Here is a 19,518-nt window from a genome sequence, read left to right on the forward strand (position 1 = left end):
GATGAGGAAATGGCGAATGAAGTCTGAGGAATGTCTCACCTTCTCCGAACACTTATGGGCGTGGCGCAGGGTGTCAGCCTTCACACCCTTACGTTTTTGATCGCAAAATATTGCTATTGAGCACAAGGTAGGCGAGCAAACCGATAAGCAGCCCCCAGAATGCGCCGCCAATTCCAAAAAGCTTTATATTTGCAGCCGAGGCAAGGAACGTAATCACTGCCGCTTCTCGGGTTGATGGTTCAGACACTGCTCCAGCAAGACTGCCACCGATCGTGCCCAGCAAAGCGAGACCAGCAAGTGTCGTGATAAACGTGGAAGGGAAAGCCATAAACACGGCCGCAAGCGTTACGCCGAATATTCCGACGAGAATATAGAACAATCCAGCGGCAATCCCAGCGATCCAACGCTTCGACGGGTTTTCATGTGCCTCATTTCCTGTTGCAATCGCAGCGGTGATCGCCGCCAAGTTAAAGGCATGTGATCCGAATGGGGCCATGATAAGTGACCCGAGGCCTGTGACAGTGACGATAGGATCAGCACTTGTCTTAAAGCCGTCGTTTCTCAGAACAAGCATCCCAGGCACGTACTGGCCCGTAAGGGTGATGAGAAACAAGGGTAGCGCCATCGACAACGAAGCATTGAGCGAGAACACAGGCATCGTGAATATAGGGACAGCAAATTCCAGGCTCACTTCCGAAAAAGCAATCTTATCTTGTAAAACCAGAAATGATATTCCGACGATAAGAATACCGACCACTGCGTAGCGTGGAATGATGCGTTTCAGGATTATATAGGATGCGATCAGTAAGGTAACCAACACCGGATCCATGGTCGCACCCCCGAAAGCCCCAATTCCAAACTGCAAGAGAACGCCCGCGAGCAGTGCGGAGGCTATCGGCTGCGGAATTAAGCGAACGACCCGCTCAAAGTAGCCTGACAATCCAAGTACAATGAATGCGATTGCCGATAGGATGAATGCCCCTACTGCTTCACGATACGGGGTTGTCGCAAGGGCGGTAACTAGAAATGCTGCTGCCGGTGTTGACCAGGCCGTGATAATCGGCTCGCGAAAGCGCATGCTGAGATATATCCCTGTTATCCCAACACCTATCGAGACTGACCAGACCCAGGAAGCAGTGAGATCAGGGCTTAGGCCGGCAACCTTAGCGGCCTGAAACACAAGTATAAATGTCCCACCGTAATTGACGATCACCGAAACCAAACCGGCTATAATTGGATGAGGCAGATCGCGCAGACTGATGGTGGATGTCGAAGCTGTGGACGGCAAGAGAATATCTCCGGAATTTTGGCATTTGCGAACAGGTTCACATTGACAGGTAACGGGTGATTGGTCTGATGTATCCATCCACTTTCTGTCTGAAGGACCATCCAATTGTTCAAGCATGCCCAGTTGGAAACTGTAAAAGCCTGGATCGCTCTGCCAGCAAATGCAGCGATGCCGCTGCATGCACGCATACAGCGTGCCATCCGGCAGTTGATTATCGACGGTGCCTTGTCCTCAGGTCGACCCCTTCCAGCGTCCCGCATGTTGGCGAAGTCGCTTCAAGTGTCGCGCGATACGGTCGAGGCAGCTTACACTCAGCTTCATGCTGAAGGTTTCATCGACCGGAGGGTTGGCAGCGGCAGCTTTGTTGCTGAGATGAGCGAATTGCTGTCTCATCAATGCTCTCAGAACCGCGTCGTGCCAACGCGTAACCCAGGAAAGCTAAGTAGACGTGGCAACGTCATGGCCCGCAATGGCGGCGTGCGAGAAGCATCATTTCCTCGCCCTTTTTCGCCGGGAGTGCCGGAAACTCGGGCATTTCCGTTAGCTCTTTGGGAACGATTAGAGCGGCAGGTGCGAAAAGAATATGGTGTGCAAACGCTTACGCATGGCGACCCGCAGGGGAGCGAACGTTTACGAAAAGCCGTTGCCGATTATGTCAATCTTGAGCGAGGCGCTCGAGCCACTGCAGAGCAAGTACTGATCTTAACTAGCTCTCAACAAGCTCTGTCACTTTGTGCAAATGTCTTATTCGATCCCGGCGATCGAATTTTCATCGAGGATCCTGCATATCACGGCGCCCGTAAAGCCTTTGAGGCAGCTGGACTTGAGTGCATGCCGGTCCGCGTCGATGAGAATGGGCTTGTCGTCGAGGAGATGCTTGGTTCGGATGTTCAGACCAAGGCAGTCTTTCTCACACCCTCCCATCAGTTTCCCACCGGGGCAACGTTATCCCTTGAACGACGATTGTCAATTATCGAATGGGCTCGGAAAAATCAGACCTGGGTTATTGAAGACGATTACGACAGCGAATTTCATTACGCGGGAAAACCAACTGCCTGCGTGCAGGGGTTGGACGCAGGCGAGCAGACAATTTATATAGGGACATTCACAAAGTCGCTTTTTCCAGGTTTGCGTATTGGCTACGTTGTTCTGCCACCAGCCTTGGTTCAACCGATGACATCCGCCCGAACGCTCTTTGATGGTCATTCAGCTTTAACATCACAATTAACACTCGCGCGTTTCATGGAAGGGGGCCATTTTGGGGCTTATGTCCGCACAATGCGTATCCTTTACGCAAAACGTCTCAGCATCCTGACCGATCTCATTTCCAAGCACCTGTCAGAGTATCTGACGACAAATGTTCCAACAGGCGGCCTGCAATTGGCTTGCACACTCACCGGCCGCCTTTCTGAAGCGTCGTTGATTGAGGCCGGCCGTCGCGCTGGTATCGATCTTTTGGGGCTGTCGCACTTATACATGTGCGATCGCCCTCCAGCAGGTATATTAATGGGCTTTGCGGCCTATACCCCCGGGGAACTCGAAGCAGCCGTGAAGAAGCTGGCGATCTCTATTGAAGATTTGACAGTGAACCGCATTCAAGGTCTGAAGTGAGCAGAAATTGGTCTGCCATTGCAGTTAAAATTGGCGGGGAAGTGCGGACCAAATAGGCGATATAGTGAGGCCTGCATAACGTCGACTTGCCAGCGAGTTTTCCTATGGAAGTGTCTTATGATGGTTGTCTCACTGATGAAGACATCAAGCGGTTTGGGAATGATCCTGCGGCTAGGTTCCGTGAAAATCTTCAGGAACTGCAAGAAAGAATTCTGGTGTGCGCTCAAAGCAACTCTCGCCAGTCACAGGAAGTTCGGCTTCTCCCTGTGACAAAAACTGTCCCTGGTCATATTTTGCGGTTCGGATTTGCCGCAGGTATCAGGGCTTTTGGGGAAAACAAGATTCAGGAAGCACTGCAAAAGCAAGACATTCTGTCCGATCTTGATATTGATTGGACAGTTATTGGTCACCTTCAATCAAATAAGGCCAAGCATCTGATCCGGTTCGCATCTGAGTTTCACGCGCTCGATAGCCTGAAATTGGCGCATGAACTCAATCGCCGACTAACCGCTTCCAACCGCACGCTTAAAGTGTACATCCAGGTCAATACATCAGGAGAGCCGAGCAAGTATGGTCTCCAACCAGATGAGCTTTTACCTTTTCTCGAGCGACTTCACGAATATCCTCAGCTTAAGCCTCAAGGCCTCATGACGCTTGCAGTCTTCGATCCAGATCGTGTTCGCGTCCGGGAATGTTTTCGGCGCCTTCGTCTCCTGCGCGATAACGCCATTTCGATACATAAAGAGATTAAAGGGCTTTCGATGGGGATGAGCGGCGACTTTGAAATCGCGATTGCAGAAGGTGCGACCGTGGTGCGCATAGGCCAAGCCATTTTCGGAACCAGACCCTCTGGAGGCGCGGTCTACTGGCCTGGGTATGTGGGTTCTCCCAGCTAACAAAACAACGAACAAGACTGGCGGTAGAATCTGTCCGCATCGCCCGACAAAACCCGGAAAACTCACGCTTAGCAGCGAGCGCGTCCCTCTCATCGATGGAAAGTCTTACTAAAACATCCCTTAAGTGAGGTGAAGATCAGAGCCCTCACCCCATATTCGTTCGGCTCGAATGACAAAAGGTCCGTTTTGGTCGATGTGTCTGATATTGCATCGAACAAGAATTCTCCGGCATCAAAGATCAGAGGTCGTCGATGCTAGATTTCGATGCTTTCAATTGATAGGTCGCGACGCCTTGCGGATAGGATCAGGCAAATTTTTAAACCCGGCTGAGACTTTGAGCCTCATGGCCAGCCCGTCTGGATCGGGGCTGACCATTTGAGCCTTAGCAACATCTAAAGCCGCCTTTTCCCCCATAGCGTACTTCCTGGCGCTCCCGGAAGAACTCAGCATAACTCATTGGCGTAGTTTCAGGATGGTTCTCCGTAAAATGTCGAACATAATTGTCATAGTCTGGTACGCCGATCATCAGCCTTGCCGTTTGGCATAAGCATTTTCCTGCTCGTAGCATTGTGTCAAACATGAATGTGTCCTTTCGGGAATTTCGTTGCATCAATGCTGATGTGCCAGCTGTGCCTCCCAATTTTCTGGTAGCCGCTCATATGGGACTTCACGAATGCTCGGCTCTTTTTTGCGCCACGCAATCATCGCCGTCTTCACCGAAAAGACTGCAAGCACAATAACAACAATCATAAAGAATGCTGTTAACGTGCCATTGATATAGTTGGCGAGCGCGTCGTGAGGGGTTTTAGCGTTACGTGCGGCTGCAAAGAAACCAATCTTCTCACTGAAGATTTTCTGCCAACCCGCAGTCATCGTGCAGATAAACAGCCAGATCGCCGGAAGGAGAGCCACAAAGACGTAACGCTCGCGTTTCATTTTTACCAGTACCACCGCACAGAGCATCAACGCCATCCCGGCCAGCATCTGATTTGCGATGCCAAATAGCGGCCATAACGTATAGATCCCACCCTTTGGATCGATCGCGCCCTGATAAACAAAATATCCCCAGCACAAGACAACCAACGCTGTCGCAAGGACATTGGCATACAGACTGTCAGTTCGGCGCAGATTTGGGTTCATCATTCCCAAGAGGTCTTGCAGCATAAAACGCGCAGATCTTGTCCCCGCATCGACTGCCGTTAGGATGAACAGAGCTTCAAACAGGATCGCAAAATGGTACCAAAATGACATATTCAGCCAGCTGCCAAGCGCATTGTGAAGAATATGCGCGATCCCTACAGCAAGGGTGGGTGCACCGCCTGCCTTGGCGACGATCGATGTTTCGCCGACATCCTGGGCGATAGCCTGCAGCGCCTCAGGCGTGATATGAAATCCCCAATTGCTGACCACTGTGGCTGCCGATTGTAGAACGTCTTGTGTACCTGCCGGCGCCAGGACGGCCAAAGGCGTATTCATTGCAAAGTAAATGCCAGGATTGATTACGCAGGCGCCAATCAAGGCCATGATGGCGACAAAGGATTCCATCAGCATGCCGCCGTAGCCAATGTAACAACTCTGGTCCTCGTTCGCCAACATCTTGGGCGTGGTTCCCGATGATATCAGCGCGTGGAAACCCGAGACAGCACCGCAGGCAATGGTGATGAAGAGAAATGGAAAGATGTCGCCGCTCCACACGGGACCAGTTCCGTCCGTGAAACGTGTTAAGGCCGGCATTTCAAGGACTGGACGTAGAATAACTATTCCCACCGCCAGAGCGATAATCGTGCCAATCTTCAGAAAAGTCGACAGATAGTCTCGGGGTGCTAAAAGCAGCCACACGGGCAAAACAGCCGCAACGAAACCATAAACGATGATAATTCCGGTAAGCGTCGTCGCTTCAAAAGTGAACAAGGATGCATAGGCGCTGTCTTTGATCCAGCCTCCAGAAACGATTGCGAAAAGCAATAAAACAACGCCGATAAGGGAGACTTCGCCGACCCGACCCGGCCGGAGGTAGCGAAGATAAATCCCCATGAAAAGGGCGAGCGGGATGGTGAAACCGACAGTATAGGTCCCCCACGGGCTTTCAGCGAGCGCCTTCACCACGACCATGGCAAGTACACCCAATATGATGATCATGATCATGAAACAGGCAACAAGCGCAATGACGCCTGCGACATTTCCCATCTCTTCGCGGACCAGCTCGCCGAGCGATCGGCCATCACGCCGGGTGGATATGAACAGGATCATAAAGTCTTGCACGGCACCGGCCAGTACACAGCCCGCCAGAATCCACAGCATTCCGGGCAGATAGCCCATTTGCGCGGCTAAAACCGGGCCGACCAAAGGTCCCGCGCCAGCAATTGCCGCGAAATGGTGTCCATAAAGAATATGCTTATCGGTGGGGACATAATCGAGCCCGTCATTATGCCTGAATGCAGGTGTCATGCGTGTCGAATCCGCCCGCAGCACCGAATTGAGGATAAAAATGCCGTATAGCCTGTAGGCGATGAAGTAGATGCATACAGCGGCGATAACGATCCACATTGCATTAATCGGTTCATCGCGGTTGAGCGCGATAAACCCTAACGAGAATGCACCGACGATTGCAATGACGGCGAGAATAAAAATGGTTAAAGCTGATTTCGGTCTTGAGGTTTGCATGCGTGTCCTCGTTCAAAAAACAGAGAAAGCCCGACCACCCCAAACCTGAAAGACAAGATAATATTTGTCAATCAAACGTCGTCGTCACGACAACAACCTTGGGCGAAAGCCGGTCAAACTTCAAAATCCGTAAGCGCAGTAGAGGTTTTTTCAGTCAGCAAGACCGATGTTAGCTAACCGGCGCTTGATGCAACAGCAGACTTGATTGCAATAATTGAAACCTCTATGAAACCAGTACTTTTGCGAGACACTTGGCTGGCGTGAACCCTCGTCGTCAGTTAAACCAACATTGAGATAGCGATGACCCTTTATCAAGATTACCTGGCTGAGATCAAAAGCAGAGAACCTCAGGGCCTTGCCCCCAAGCCAATTGACGACGGCGGGCTCATTGCTGAAATCATTACTTTGATCGAAGATACTGGAAACGCACTTCGTTCAGAAGCTTTGAAATTCTTCATATACAACACCTTGCCGGGCACCACGAGCGCCGCAGGCGTCAAGGCAGCCTTCTTGAAGAAGATCATCCAGGGCGCATCAGTTGTTGAAGAGATATCGCCACAATTTGCACTGGAACTGCTCTCGCATATGAAGGGCGGCCCCTCCATTGAAGTGCTTCTTGACATCGCACTGAGCGATGGCGACGCTATGGCTCAGGCGGCCGGTGAAATCCTTAAAACCCAGGTATTCCTCTACGACGCAGATATGTTCCGTCTTCGTGACGCATTTCAGGCTGGAAACTTGATCGCAAAAGACGTGCTCGAAAGCTACGCGAAGGCTGAGTTTTTCACGAAGCTTCCCGATGTCGATGATGAAATCAAGGTCGTAACTTTTGTTGCCGCCGAAGGCGATATCTCAACTGACTTGCTCTCACCAGGAAATCAGGCGCATTCGCGCTCGGATCGTCAGTTGCATGGACAGTGCATGATCACGCCTGAAGCGCAGGCAGAAATCGTTGCACTGCAAAAGCAGCATCCCGACAAGCGCGTCATGATGATTGCTGAAAAAGGCACGATGGGTGTCGGATCTTCGCGCATGTCCGGCGTTAACAATGTCGCTCTTTGGACAGGCAAGCAGGCAAGCCCTTATGTGCCTTTCGTCAATTTTGCACCGATCGTCGCTGGAACCAACGGGATCTCGCCGATTTTTGCAACGACTGTCGATGTAACTGGCGGTATTGGGCTCAATCTGAAGAATTGGACCAAAAAGCTCGGCGAAGATGGCAAGCCTATCCTGAACAATGATGGAAATCCCATCCTCGAGCAGCAATACGCGGTCGATACAGGAACTGTGCTCAGCATCGATGCCAAAAACAAGAAGCTGCGCGATGAGGCTGGCAATGAGCTTGTTGATATTGCTTCTGCATTCACTCCCCAGAAGATGGAGTTCATGAAGGCTGGCAGTTCCTATGCCATCGTCTTTGGCAAAAAACTCCAGACGTTTGCGGCCCAGACGCTTGGCATACCGGTCACACCGGTCTTTGCACCCAACAAGGAAATCACCATTGAAGGCCAAGGCCTGACAGCCGTAGAAAAGATATTCAACCGCAACGCGGTCGGAGTTACCCCTGGCAAGGTTCTGCACGCGGGTTCGGACGTACGCGTGAAAGTGAATATTGTTGGCTCTCAGGATACAACCGGCCTGATGACCGCTCAGGAACTTGAAGCGATGGCGGCGACGGTGATTTCACCGCTGGTCGACGGCGCTTATCAGTCTGGCTGTCACACTGCATCCGTTTGGGATAAAAAGGCGCAGGCCAATATTCCTAAGTTGATGAGCTTCATGAATAATTTCGGCCTCATAACCGCCCGCGATCCAAAGGGCGTTTATCATTCCATGACCGATGTCATCCATAAAGTCCTCAACGACATCACCGTTGACGACTGGGCGATCATCATCGGCGGGGACAGCCATACACGCATGTCAAAGGGCGTGGCTTTCGGCGCAGATTCCGGAACGGTGGCCCTTGCGCTGGCAACGGGCGAAGCAACAATGCCGATCCCGCAATCCGTGAAAGTCACGTTCAAGGGCTCGATGCAGCCACACATGGATTTCCGTGATGTGGTTCATGCGACGCAGGCTCAGATGCTTAAGCAGTGTGGCGACAATGTCTTCCAGGGTCGCATTATCGAAGTCCACATCGGGACACTGCTAGCGGACCAGGCGTTTACCTTCACTGACTGGACGGCAGAGATGAAGGCAAAGGCCTCTATCTGCATCTCTGAAGATGAAACACTTATCGAGTCGCTGGAAATTGCAAAATCCCGCATTCAGATCATGATCGATAAGGGGATGGAGAACGCGGCTCACACGTTGCAGGGACTGATCTCCAAGGCGAATGCGCGCATTGATGAAATCCGCTCGGGCAAAAAGCCGGCTTTGGCGCCAGACAATGATGCGAAATATTTCGCTGAAGTCGTCGTAGACCTCGACCTGATTGACGAACCGATGATCGCGGATCCGGACGTTAATAATGCCGATGTTTCAAAGCGCTATACCCACGATACCATTCGCCCGGTATCCTATTATGGCGGAACGAAGAAAGTTGACCTTGGTTTTGTTGGCTCTTGCATGGTGCACAAAGGCGATATGAAAATTGTCGCCCAGATGCTCCGAAACATCGAAAAGGCCGAAGGCAAAGTCGAGTTCAACGCACCATTGGTTGTTGCAGCTCCGACCTATAACATTATCGACGAACTCAAAGAGGAAGGCGATTGGGAAATATTGCAGCGCTACTCCGGCTTCGAATTCGACGATCAGATGCCAAAGAATGCAGCACGCACAGTTTATGAGAACATTCTCTATCTAGAACGGCCGGGTTGCAATCTTTGCATGGGGAACCAGGAAAAGGCCGAAAGGGGCGACACTGTACTTGCGACGTCGACACGACTCTTCCAGGGTCGCGTTGTTGAAGATACAGCAGAGAAGAAGGGGGAATCCCTTCTCGCGTCAACACCGGTCGTTGTGCTTTCAGCAATCCTTGGCCGCACGCCAAGTCCTGAAGAGTACAAGGCTGCGGTCGAAGGCATCGATCTGACAAAGTTTACGCCGCCAAAATCCCCATTGCTGGACACTCTCTCCGTCCACTACTAAACATTCCGATCTCATTTAGATCATGCCCTCCCCCACTTTAATTGCGTTCACGCAGTTAAAGTGGGGCTAAATACACGTGGGCAAGACAACGCGATAATTCTTTCTTTAAAATGGTGAAGCCATTTGCAGCGCTTGCCTCACTTCGTCAGTATGGCGTCAAAGGCTTCGAACCAGTAACTGAGCCGACTAATTCCACGAGCGACCTCAGCCGGCCAGCTCGGCGGCGTTACCAATTCCAATAGGTTGCTCTTCGGCATTCCCGGCAATGCACCGTCGGCGTATCTCGCGCCGAGGATCAAGAAGCTGTTAGCATATTACCTTAGAGAAGCAGACTAGAGCAGTTTCGCTGCCGACTTGGTAAGCGTTATGCCGCCAATAGGCGCTTTCGAGAGCTGCAAGTCACCGCCTGTTAGCGTTTCCAGTTGTTGGGCGGCAACTGCCAAGTCTGAAAAGTTTTGTTTTCCCATAGTGCCCGATACAGCGGTCTCGACCGGCGCTCGCATTGCTGCGAGCCTCTTCAAGCTCTGCAGCCGGGCTCTCGACCTTTATAGATACCTCCTGAGCGGCTTTGCCGTGAGGTTCAGCCACGCGCCGCTGAATAACATCATTTGTCATCTGCCTTGATGCATTCTGGCGATGCGAATTTAAAACACCTGCTGGATAAGCGAAGTCTGTGATCGCCCCTTAGCTAGCACTTGTACGAACGATTCATGTTTGGCATTTTTCAAAACTTGTATGACCAACCTTGGAGGGAGAGTGGATGGAAGAAATGGTGGAAGGAACTAGAGTATATACAAGGCGAAACGGCACCTTTGTTGCGGAGGTAGTGGTAAACCGACGAGTGGTATGGCGACGACAGGGCTATAGATCTCAACAAGAAGCACAGGCGGAAGCTGACCGAAAGTGGACAGATATCAAGCGCAACCGCTGAATCTGATCAACCTAAAGCAATTCAAGTCCCTTGTAGTGGCTTGAGCCTCACTCAAGGGCGGCGCTGTGATCAATCTTCTCCCATTCCGATAGATCAATGATTAGCCCACCACGCACAAAGTGATTGGCCATATCCAACCAAAGCGACGTCGCACTCGCTCTTGCAAGCGTGACCTGATTACCGTGATTGAACTATTTTCGCATCCTCGCGTTCTTCAAAAGGGCAGGTTCAGCGCGAAAGGGAAGTCATTTGAAACACGCCTCTGTTACTGAAAAAAGAAAACTGAGAGAAGCTTTCCCTTACTGGCAAAAAACCCCGAATATTAGCGTGCGTTCGAAGCGCTATCCTACACGCCGACATTACGATGTGGTTGTGGTTGGTGGGGGCATCAGCGGCGCCCTCGTCGCCCATGCGTTAATCGATGGGAAGCGAACAATTGCCGTAATCGATCGCCAAAAGCCTGTGCTTGGAAGCACGATCGCAAGCACAGCCATGCTTCAGCACGAGATCGACGTTCCGCTTTATAAGTTAAAGAAAATGATCAAGGCTGAAGATGCAGAGCGGGTTTGGCTCCGATCTGCCGCCGGCGTCAAAGGGCTTATAGAGCTCGTCAAAAATCTTGATATTTCCTGTAGTATGCAACCCAAGAAAGCCCTTTACCTTGCAGGCGACGACTACGGGTCGCGAGCATTGATTTCTGAAGTGGAAGCGCGAAAGGCTATCGGTCTTGATGCTACACTGCTTGATCGTACTGCGCTTATGCGCAGATTTGGCGTTGATCGAGAGGCCGCAATAAAAAGCAATATTTCTGCTTCAGCCAATCCCGCTCAACTGGCAGCGGGGATTTTGCGGGTTTGCGAAAAGCAGGGCGTTGAGATTATCTCGGACACTGAGATTACCGACTTTGTCGAGATCAATCACAAGGTTGCGCTCGCAACTTCCATGGGAAACGTCCTCAGTACCTCGCATGTGGTGTTTTGCACCGGTTACGAGTTCCTAAAATCGCTGGCCAATAAAGAACACCAGATTATATCAACCTGGGCGATCGCCAGCCGACAGGCCGCCAAGGCGCCGGAATGGCTGCGGGACTACCTGGTCTGGGAAGCCTCCGATCCCTATCTCTATTTCCGTAGCGGTCCCGATGGCAGGATTATTGCAGGTGGCGAAGATGAACCGTCAGACGACGCATTCGAAGATGAGAAAAAGCGCTCTCAGAAGAGTTCAACGATTGCAAAAAAAGTCGGATCTTTGCTGGGATTTGACATGGGAAACCCCGATTACAGCTGGTCGGCAGCTTTCGGTTCAACGAAGCTCGGAACACCGATGATCGGAGCGGTACCAGGTCATGCTAACGTCTATGCAGCAATGGGATATGGCGGAAACGGGATCACATTCAGCAAAATAGCCTCAGAGATTATTGCTTCGATGCTTGCAGGCAAGGACGACCCAGATGCCGATGTCTTTGCTTTCAGATGAGTTTTTTTAAAGGAAAACCCATTCCTGACCGTCCCAATGACGACTATTGGAACTATTTTTGTGACAGTAAGTTAGTCTTCAGATGTGTTTGCCCGTCTAATGGTAAAGCGCCGAGACACAAGTGTTGAATTTTATCCCGCAACGTGAAGTCAGACCCAACTGCAGGGGAATGAAGAGCATGAATTCTAAAAGCACCGATCCACTCACCCAGGATGAAGATATCAAGTTTCTGGCGGAAAATACCGACCTTTCGCCCCTGCAAGCAAAAGATATGATCGAAAAACATGGTCGTGATCGCAAGGTACTCCTTGAGGAAGCCAAAAAATTCAAAGCAGAGAGCTAATCAGTTCCCTTTTTTTGGCAGCAGCCTTCATAACAGTTTTTACTGACTGGTTCCCACATGAAGGAGCCATTTCAACGTGATGCGTTCACCTTCGTCTAGCAGGGGTGCAACGAGACGCTGCTTTGATGCAAGCTCAGCCTCGTCATGCAAAAGATCGTCTTCCCACTGTTTTAGAACCAAGGGATGAATATAAGAGCTTCGGCAGACCGCTCTGGTATTGCAAAGTTGCTGCGCGATTTTGTCGATCTCACAGTTAAGCATCTTTTTGCGTGCCGCGGTCGTCGACGGTCGCTCCAAAGCGATCAATCCTTTAAAGGCAGAGGATGTGGCAGCCCATGTTCTGAAATGCTTGGAGGTAAACTCCGCGTGGGTTGCATTGCGCAAATATGCGTTGATGTCTTGCGATGATATTGCGTGACGCTGTCCAGCCTCGTCAAGGTATTGAAATAACTGTTGTCCGGGCAGTTCTTGCAAGGAACGAATGATCTTCGAAATCCTTCTATCTGAGATTTTCAAATTCCAGTCCTTGCCGGATTTCCCTTTGAATATAAGACGCAACTCACCGCTTTCTTCTCGAAGATGGCGGTTGCGCAAAGTGGTCACTCCAAAGCTTTTATTGTTACGCGCATAGTCGATATTTCCAACGCGCAGCAATAGCCGATCCATCAACCAAATGACGGTTGCAATGACCTTGTCGCGGCTAAATGCGCGTCGCCGCATATCCTTATCTACTCGTCGACGCAAATCACTGAGACCGCTTGCAAAACCGGCAAGATTTGCGAATTTTGAGTTTCCCTGCAAAAGGGTCCAATCCGCGTGATAGCGATATTGCTTTCGACCCCTAACGTCGCGCCCCGTCGCCTGAATATGACCTCTTGGATTTTGACAAATCCAAACATCCTTCCATGCGGGTGGGATGACTATTTTTGCGATACGCTCCTTGTCTTCAAACGAGAGAGCTGCACCTTTTGCGTTTAAATATTGAAACCCCTTGCCTCTTTTCAGGCGTCGAATGCCAGGTTCTTCGTCACTCACATAGACCAGTTCGCCCAGCGATAACATTTCTTCGTGCTCCGACGGCGGAGAAGTTCTCTCTAACAAATTTCACCTCACCAAGGCAGCTGCGCTCAGACTGTCGCCACTAACTCTCGAGAGGCGTTGGAGGTTCCTCAGAGTCATCGAAATGCGGAACCAAGCCCCGTTTTATGAGTTCACTTGGCGAGTGAGAAGGAGCAAGGTTGTGCCGAATGCTTTTTGGAAAGGCTATCTCAAGCTGTCGTTGGTGACTTGTGCCGTCGAACTGCGGCCAGCAACGAGCGAGAGTGAGAGAGTTCGATTTCACACCTTGAACGAGAAAACCGGCAATCGTGTGATAAGCCGTTACATTGATCAGGTCACAAAAAAGCCCGTGCGCGACGAGGATCAGGCTAAAGGCTATGAGAAGGCTGAGGGCGGATATATTATTCTCGATGATGATGAGTTGGAGCAGGTGGCGCTCGAGAGTACGAAAACCATTGATATCGATAAATTCGTGCCCCAGGACCGTATCGGGTGGATTTGGTATGATAAACCGCATTTCCTCACTCCCGCCGACAAAATTGGTGCCGAAGCTTTCGCGGTTATTCGTGAAGCCATGCACCAATCAGCCGTCTATGGCGTCGCGCGCTTGGTTATGTATCGGCGTGAACGTGCTGTATTATTAGAACCGCGTGAGCGTGGCATTGTGCTCTGGACACTTCGATATGGCGATGAAGTTCGAGATAAGCAGGAATACTTCGCTAAGATCGAAGACAAGGATCCGGAAAAGAAAATGTTTTCAATGGTCCGGAAATTAATTAAGGCCAATACCGAGGAATGGAACGGCGATGTTTTGCAGGACCCGGTTCAAAAAAACCTCAAGCGGATGATCGCCAACAAAAAGAAGAAAAAGAAAAACGTTCCTTCTACAAAGAAGGAGGACGCCTCCCCTAAAAGCGATGGCAAGGTGGTCAATATAATGGATGCTTTGCGTAAGAGCCTTGCAAAAGAAACCAAAGGATAATTGGGCGCGCAATTGCCCGTTAGACGGACCAGGCTCCCAAAAGAGGCTCCACGTTGTGAGGAAAATTCTAAGGTTGAAATAGATTAAAGTGACTAGCCAGATTCTCAGCTTGCCTTTTTTGTCGTGGATTTCTTGGAGGTTGATCGCGACTTCTCATTTCCACTCTTAAGGCCAGCGCTCTTGCGCAGTGCCTCCTTAAGATCAATAACAGTAGCTGATTTTGGCTCGGCAGGTTTCTTGAACGGTTTACCTGCCATCTTAGCCTTAATAAGTTCTGCCAGGGCAGCATCGTAGCGATCATCGAAGGTGCCGGGGTCAAATTCTCCTAGTTTCGTCTTTATAATGTGGCCAGCAAGTTCAAGCATTTCCTTATCAAACTTGAAGGTTCCGAGATCTGAAAATGCGTCCCGCGCGGACCGCACTTCGTAATCGAAGTTGAGTGTGGTTGCGACAAGCCCATCGTCATATGGACGGATCAGTAACTTTCTTGCCCGCCGGAAAAGGACTGCTTCGGCGACAGCTGCAACCTTTTCTGTACGCATACCCTCGCGGATTAGCGCGAAAGCCTCGTCGTCGTCGGTGGGAGCGAGATAATAGGGACGATCCAGATAAATATCGTCAATCGCATCGCATTTTACGAAATTGAGCACATTCAGCGTTTTATCGTTCTCAGGAAGTGCCGTCGCAATCTCTTCATCATCGAAGCTGACATAGTTTCCTGAGGATACTTCGTATCCCTTGATTTGCTCATCACGTGGCACAGGCTTCCCGGTGTCACTATCCACGAACTCACGGTTCAGTCTGTTCCCGGTCTTGCGATTGACCAGGTGAAAGGACACTCGGTCTGAAGTTGAAACCGCGGTGAAAAGCGCAACGGGGCATAAGAGCTGATCGACTTTTAGCTGGCCTTTCCAGTTTGCACGAGGCGACATCATTCAAGCTCCGTCTTCATGAGAGGACATATTGCGTGTTTTGCCGAGATACCGGGCGTATAGGAACCCACACGCGACCAACAAGGGAAGCCCAAGCAACACAATCCAGATAAAAAGCGCTCCCATTTTAAACTCCTCGATGTGACGGGGAAGTTTCGATTTAACCTTTATACCGCGTGATGGTTCCAGAACTCGGCCATTTCTGCTGAACAAAAGGGCCGCGTGGGCGCTTGATGCCCAAAACAACAATCTGTTCCAATGGCAAGGCACTGCGTATGGCGTCTACCGCACCAAACCGACCATTTTCAGCTCTTTGGGAACGAAATCGGGCCACAGGCGTTTTGTACCAATTCTCGTATCGGGACGGTTACAATGCAAAATATCGACAGCAAAGACAGGCTGATCCTCGCTCTGGCTTCACTTTTGCGGGCTGAGCGAGAAACGCGCGGCGCGCTGGAAGCTGCACTTGAAAACGATGATGTTTCGCCGGAGACTTTGCGTGCTATCCTGTCTGATCCGGTTCCGGTCATTACACAGGAAGACGTTGATTTTGCTGAGAAATTTGCGATGTCGAGGTATTTTTCGGACATCAACCGGAATGCGCAACGCGCCTTGACGGAAAAAGGGACGCAATAGCGATGTAAGGAAGCAGACTAGAGGATGGCCCGTCGAACCCATTTTCATTCCACGGCCTCTTCATGCAGTTGCGGTCCACAAAAATCAAGCTAGTCTATATCGAGCTCAATGACGTCACAGCTTTGCATCAATTATCGCTGTGTCTTATTCATTATGATTTATTTACTTTGGGGAGAAACAGGTGAGCGAGAAGGATAATTTGAAGGCTGCTTCATTGAGTTCGACATTGGAAGCATCGACGCCCGAGAACAAAGACATCACTCGATCTGTAACCTGCAAAGAATTGATGGAAACCATGGACTGGACCACAAGCCCTCTCGGCCCAGTTGAACAATGGTCGCCAGAATTGCGCTCAACGCTTGACCTGATACTTCCTGCTCATGCCCAGATCGTCATTTTCTGGGGGCCTGAGTTCATAGCGCTCTATAATGACGCCTACAGCCCAACAATTGGCAACAAACACCCACAGGCTTTTGGTCGCCCGGCCCGCGAAAACTGGTCGGAATTGTGGGACGATCTTGGCCCATTGCTTGAGAATGTGATTGCGACCGGCGAGACATTCTCCGCGGAAAATAGAGCGTTTTATATTGAGCGATTTGGTTATCCCGAGACGGTCTATTTCGACATTTCCTACTCCCCAATCCAGGTATCAGAGAACGGGCCCATGGGAGTGCTTTGCATTGTGAACGAGACGACTAAAAAAGTCGTTGCAGAACGCCAGCTGGCGGAAAACCAGCAGCGACTGGAATTGGTTTTCTCCCAGACCGATGCCGGGATTGCCTTAAGTGATCGCTCGGGCCGCTTCATCAAGATCAATCCGCGCCTTTCGGAGATATCAGGATTCCATCATGAAACTCTCTTAGAGACCGGCCTCGCCAAATTGCTGGTTCCTGGGGACATGGACGAGTACAATGCAGCACTTGAACGGCTTTTTTCATCGGGTGAAAGTTTCGTTCATGTGTTCAACCTTACCCAAGATGGCCAGCGTACATTGCCTGTCAGTTGTTCTGCCAGTCCGGTACGCGACGTTAATGGCACGATCACCCACGCGGTCTGGACTATCCTTGATGTGAGTGAACAGTTGCGGGCGCAAGCCTTGGAAAGCCAATTGGCAGCAATCGTTTCTTCGTCGCATGATGCCATTTTAAGCACCGACCTTGAAATGCGTATCTCGAGTTGGAACGAGGGTGCGCAGCGACTTTACGGTTACACGGCCGAAGAGGTTATCGGAAAAAAAGTGACTATGCTTTTACCGCCCGACCGATTGACCGAAGAAAACGATATTATAGAGCAAATCTCGAGCGGATCTCGCGTTGCTCCGCACGAGACTGTTCGTCTTCACAAGGACGGAACGCGATTGGACGTGCAGTTGACTGTTTCTCCCGTTCGCGACGGTGAAGGGAAGATTGTCGGCGCGTCAAAGACTGCACACGACATAAGTGACAAGCGCAAAGCCCGTGAACTGCAACAGGCGATCCTGCTTGAAATGAAGCACCGCGTTAAAAATGTTCTGGCTACTGTCCAGGCACTTGCACGGCAGACTTTTCGCAATGATACCCATAAGGCTGCGTATGAAACCTTCGAGGCCCGTCTTGCAGCGATGGCGAGAACCCACGACATTCTGGCGGCCGACGGCTGGCAGGCCGCAAAGCTAAACGAGATTATTGAGCAGGCACTTTTGCCTTTCGGCCCAAATAATTTCACAGTTAATGGCCCATCCGTTATCGTTTCATCGCGCGCGGCAATGGCCTTCTCACTTGGACTGCACGAACTGGCCACCAATGCGTCGAAATACGGCGCTCTTTCGGTTTCAGGTGGCCGGGTTAACGTTAACTGGCACGTCGATCTTGAGCAACAGCGCCTGCATTTCGCATGGACTGAACAAGACGGTCCACCCGTTATGAAGCCTAAAGACGCAGGATTTGGCACGAAACTCATCCGGGGCGTACTGGCTGCGGAAATCGACGGCGTGGTGGAACTAAACTACAACGCTCAGGGCTTTGTCTGCTCCATCTCGACAGCGCTTAGCAAAATTTCGCAAATCGATTAACGCAGAAGTGCACGAGAAACAGTGTGCTCGCCAGAATGTGAGTAATGGCTTGTGCCGTTACGAAAGAGTTCACTTGCAAACCAAGATGAACATTGGCGCAGTCCCGCTCAAAATTCTCAACGTCAGACAGAAATCGTTTTTGACAAAAAAACGCTGAATGAAGGAAACATTTTTCTTCCTAGACGGTTTGGTGGCTGCCCGCATGTATGAAGCCTGCGGCTAATGCTACCAAGCTTGTAAGGAGAAGTTCCGATGGCCAGAACGAAAGAACGTAATCTTGAAGATCTCTTCTATGATACGCTCAAAGACATCTATTACGCAGAAAGAAAAATCCTGAAGACGCTTCCTAAGATGGCACGCGCTGCTGCAGACGAAAAATTGAAACTTGCTTTTGAGAAGCACCGCGAGCAAACGGAAACGCATGTCGAACGCTTACAGCAAGTGTTCGAGATTCTTGGCAAACGCGCGCAGGGTAAGACTTGTGATGCGATTGAAGGGATCATCGCAGAAGGTGAGGAAATCATGGAGGAGTTCTCCGATAGTCCTGCGCTGGACGCGGGCCTTATTTCTTCAGCTCAGGCGGTGGAGCACTATGAGATTACTCGTTATGGCACCCTGAAGCGCTGGGCAGAGACTTTGGGCTACAAGGATGCGGCGAAGCTGCTTGATGCCACTTTGCAGGAGGAAGGTCAGACCGATAAGGATCTGACGGGTCTTGCTGAGACTTCGGCCAATAGGACTGCCCAAGCTGCATAAGCTAAGAGATGGCAAACATCGGATCGGATGGTGACCATCTGATCCGATCTGTCCAATTCCTTTCGCAATGTGGGCGGGTGAACTGATTTCGCCTATTTATTGGGACGCGCACGCAAGGAGAATTGTCATGGTCTTCGTTACAGGACTTTTCGACACCTATGATGAAGCTGCTAACGCAGTGCATGCGCTTGCAGAGGCGGGAATTGCGGAAGAGGACACTTGTCTTGTAACGAACAACTTCTCTCAGTGCTCAGGAGAGGTGGCTCAGGGCGACAACTCTAGTTTTGCGCATGAGACCCCTTCGGGACCCTTGTCGACACAGTTAGCTGAGGGCCAGAAATGCAAAACCCTCTCCGCAGTTGGACTTGTCGTACTCCCAGGGATCGGCCAGATTGCAGCCTACGGCTTTCTGACGGCTTCGCTCGCCAGTCTCGCTGGCGCATTCAGCGCTGAGGCGGCGACAGGCAACCTTGTGGACACTCTCGTGCAAAACGGAATATCCGAACGAAGCGCGCACACTGTGTGTGAGGCGTTACGACGGGGCAGTACATTAGTCATCGTGAGATGTAGTGAAAAAGAACAAAAGATTGCCGAAGCGACGCTCGATGATTGGGCCCGGATCAACATTGATGCACGCCGTGATAGCTATATCGCAGAGGGATGGACGTTTTTCGACCATTTAAAACCAGCCATGAGCACTGATGAACTTCAGCGGGATCAACGGCTGAGATTGCAGGGTTACGAAAGATTTCCTCCGCAGAGCCGTTCCTAAGGTCTCTTAAACGCTTGGCCGATTTCAGGCCC

At 50.8% G+C, this 19,518-nt stretch carries 15 protein-coding genes; 10 read left to right on the top strand and 5 right to left on the bottom strand.

Going from position 1 to position 19,518, the window contains the following annotated elements:
- Window positions 1–88: 88 nt before the first annotated feature.
- Window positions 89–1,366 carry a benzoate/H(+) symporter BenE family transporter gene (locus KMS41_26535; GenBank protein QWK81371.1) on the bottom strand — a complete coding sequence of 426 codons (1,278 nt, stop codon included), beginning with the start codon at window positions 1,364–1,366 and terminating at the stop codon, window positions 89–91.
- A gap of 27 nt (window positions 1,367–1,393) precedes the next feature.
- Here KMS41_26535 and KMS41_26540 point away from each other — a divergent pair, with 27 nt between their 5' ends.
- Window positions 1,394–2,899, top strand: a complete 1,506-nt coding sequence (locus KMS41_26540) for a PLP-dependent aminotransferase family protein (protein QWK81372.1) — start codon at window positions 1,394–1,396, stop codon at window positions 2,897–2,899.
- Window positions 2,900–3,003: 104 nt separating this feature from the next.
- Complete coding sequence (locus tag KMS41_26545; protein ID QWK81373.1) at window positions 3,004–3,795, top strand: YggS family pyridoxal phosphate-dependent enzyme; 792 nt, start codon at window positions 3,004–3,006, stop codon at window positions 3,793–3,795.
- Window positions 3,796–4,177: 382 nt separating this feature from the next.
- On the opposite strand, the gene KMS41_26550 is transcribed toward KMS41_26545, so the two are convergent.
- Complete coding sequence (locus KMS41_26550) at window positions 4,178–4,375, bottom strand: YbdD/YjiX family protein (protein ID QWK81374.1); 198 nt, start codon at window positions 4,373–4,375, stop codon at window positions 4,178–4,180.
- Between the two features lie 29 nt (window positions 4,376–4,404).
- Window positions 4,405–6,459, bottom strand: a complete 2,055-nt coding sequence (locus KMS41_26555) for a carbon starvation protein A (GenBank protein ID QWK81375.1) — start codon at window positions 6,457–6,459, stop codon at window positions 4,405–4,407.
- Window positions 6,460–6,759: 300 nt separating this feature from the next.
- Between KMS41_26555 and KMS41_26560 the strand changes: the two genes are divergently transcribed.
- The 3 genes from KMS41_26560 (at window position 6,760) to KMS41_26570 (ending at window position 12,299) form a co-directional block, all read left to right on the top strand.
- On the top strand, window positions 6,760–9,549 hold the full coding sequence (locus KMS41_26560; protein ID QWK81376.1) for a bifunctional aconitate hydratase 2/2-methylisocitrate dehydratase: 2,790 nt from the start codon (window positions 6,760–6,762) through the stop codon (window positions 9,547–9,549).
- A gap of 1,180 nt (window positions 9,550–10,729) precedes the next feature.
- Window positions 10,730–11,956 carry an FAD-binding oxidoreductase gene (locus tag KMS41_26565; protein ID QWK81377.1) on the top strand — a complete coding sequence of 409 codons (1,227 nt, stop codon included), beginning with the start codon at window positions 10,730–10,732 and terminating at the stop codon, window positions 11,954–11,956.
- A 178-nt stretch (window positions 11,957–12,134) separates the two neighbouring features.
- Window positions 12,135–12,299 carry a hypothetical protein gene (locus KMS41_26570; GenBank protein ID QWK81378.1) on the top strand — a complete coding sequence of 55 codons (165 nt, stop codon included), beginning with the start codon at window positions 12,135–12,137 and terminating at the stop codon, window positions 12,297–12,299.
- Between the two features lie 39 nt (window positions 12,300–12,338).
- Here KMS41_26570 and KMS41_26575 read toward each other — a convergent pair whose 3' ends face one another.
- Window positions 12,339–13,361 carry a DNA topoisomerase IB gene (locus KMS41_26575; GenBank protein QWK81379.1) on the bottom strand — a complete coding sequence of 341 codons (1,023 nt, stop codon included), beginning with the start codon at window positions 13,359–13,361 and terminating at the stop codon, window positions 12,339–12,341.
- Between the two features lie 121 nt (window positions 13,362–13,482).
- Between KMS41_26575 and KMS41_26580 the strand changes: the two genes are divergently transcribed.
- Window positions 13,483–14,340, top strand: coding sequence for a Ku protein (locus tag KMS41_26580; GenBank protein QWK81380.1), 858 nt, complete (start codon window positions 13,483–13,485; stop codon window positions 14,338–14,340).
- Window positions 14,341–14,444: 104 nt separating this feature from the next.
- Here the strand turns inward: KMS41_26580 and KMS41_26585 are convergent, their stop codons facing one another.
- Window positions 14,445–15,272 carry a Ku protein gene (locus KMS41_26585; GenBank protein QWK81878.1) on the bottom strand — a complete coding sequence of 276 codons (828 nt, stop codon included), beginning with the start codon at window positions 15,270–15,272 and terminating at the stop codon, window positions 14,445–14,447.
- A 372-nt stretch (window positions 15,273–15,644) separates the two neighbouring features.
- Between KMS41_26585 and KMS41_26590 the strand changes: the two genes are divergently transcribed.
- The 4 genes from KMS41_26590 to KMS41_26605 all read left to right on the top strand — a co-directional run bounded on the left by KMS41_26590 (window position 15,645) and on the right by KMS41_26605 (window position 19,486).
- The gene (locus KMS41_26590) at window positions 15,645–15,908 is read left to right on the top strand and encodes a hypothetical protein (GenBank protein QWK81381.1); all 264 of its coding nucleotides are present in this window, start codon (window positions 15,645–15,647) and stop codon (window positions 15,906–15,908) included.
- Window positions 15,909–16,203: 295 nt separating this feature from the next.
- Window positions 16,204–17,958, top strand: a complete 1,755-nt coding sequence (locus KMS41_26595; protein QWK81879.1) for a PAS domain S-box protein — start codon at window positions 16,204–16,206, stop codon at window positions 17,956–17,958.
- 252 nt (window positions 17,959–18,210) lie between these two features.
- A complete protein-coding gene (locus KMS41_26600) occupies window positions 18,211–18,714 on the top strand; it encodes a ferritin-like domain-containing protein (GenBank protein QWK81382.1) in 504 nt (167 codons plus the stop codon).
- 127 nt (window positions 18,715–18,841) lie between these two features.
- Complete coding sequence (locus KMS41_26605; protein QWK81383.1) at window positions 18,842–19,486, top strand: hypothetical protein; 645 nt, start codon at window positions 18,842–18,844, stop codon at window positions 19,484–19,486.
- The last annotated feature ends 32 nt before the right edge of the window (window positions 19,487–19,518 follow it).

It is taken from the genome of Ochrobactrum sp. BTU1 (assembly GCA_018798825.1).
GTDB lineage: Bacteria > Pseudomonadota > Alphaproteobacteria > Rhizobiales > Rhizobiaceae > Brucella.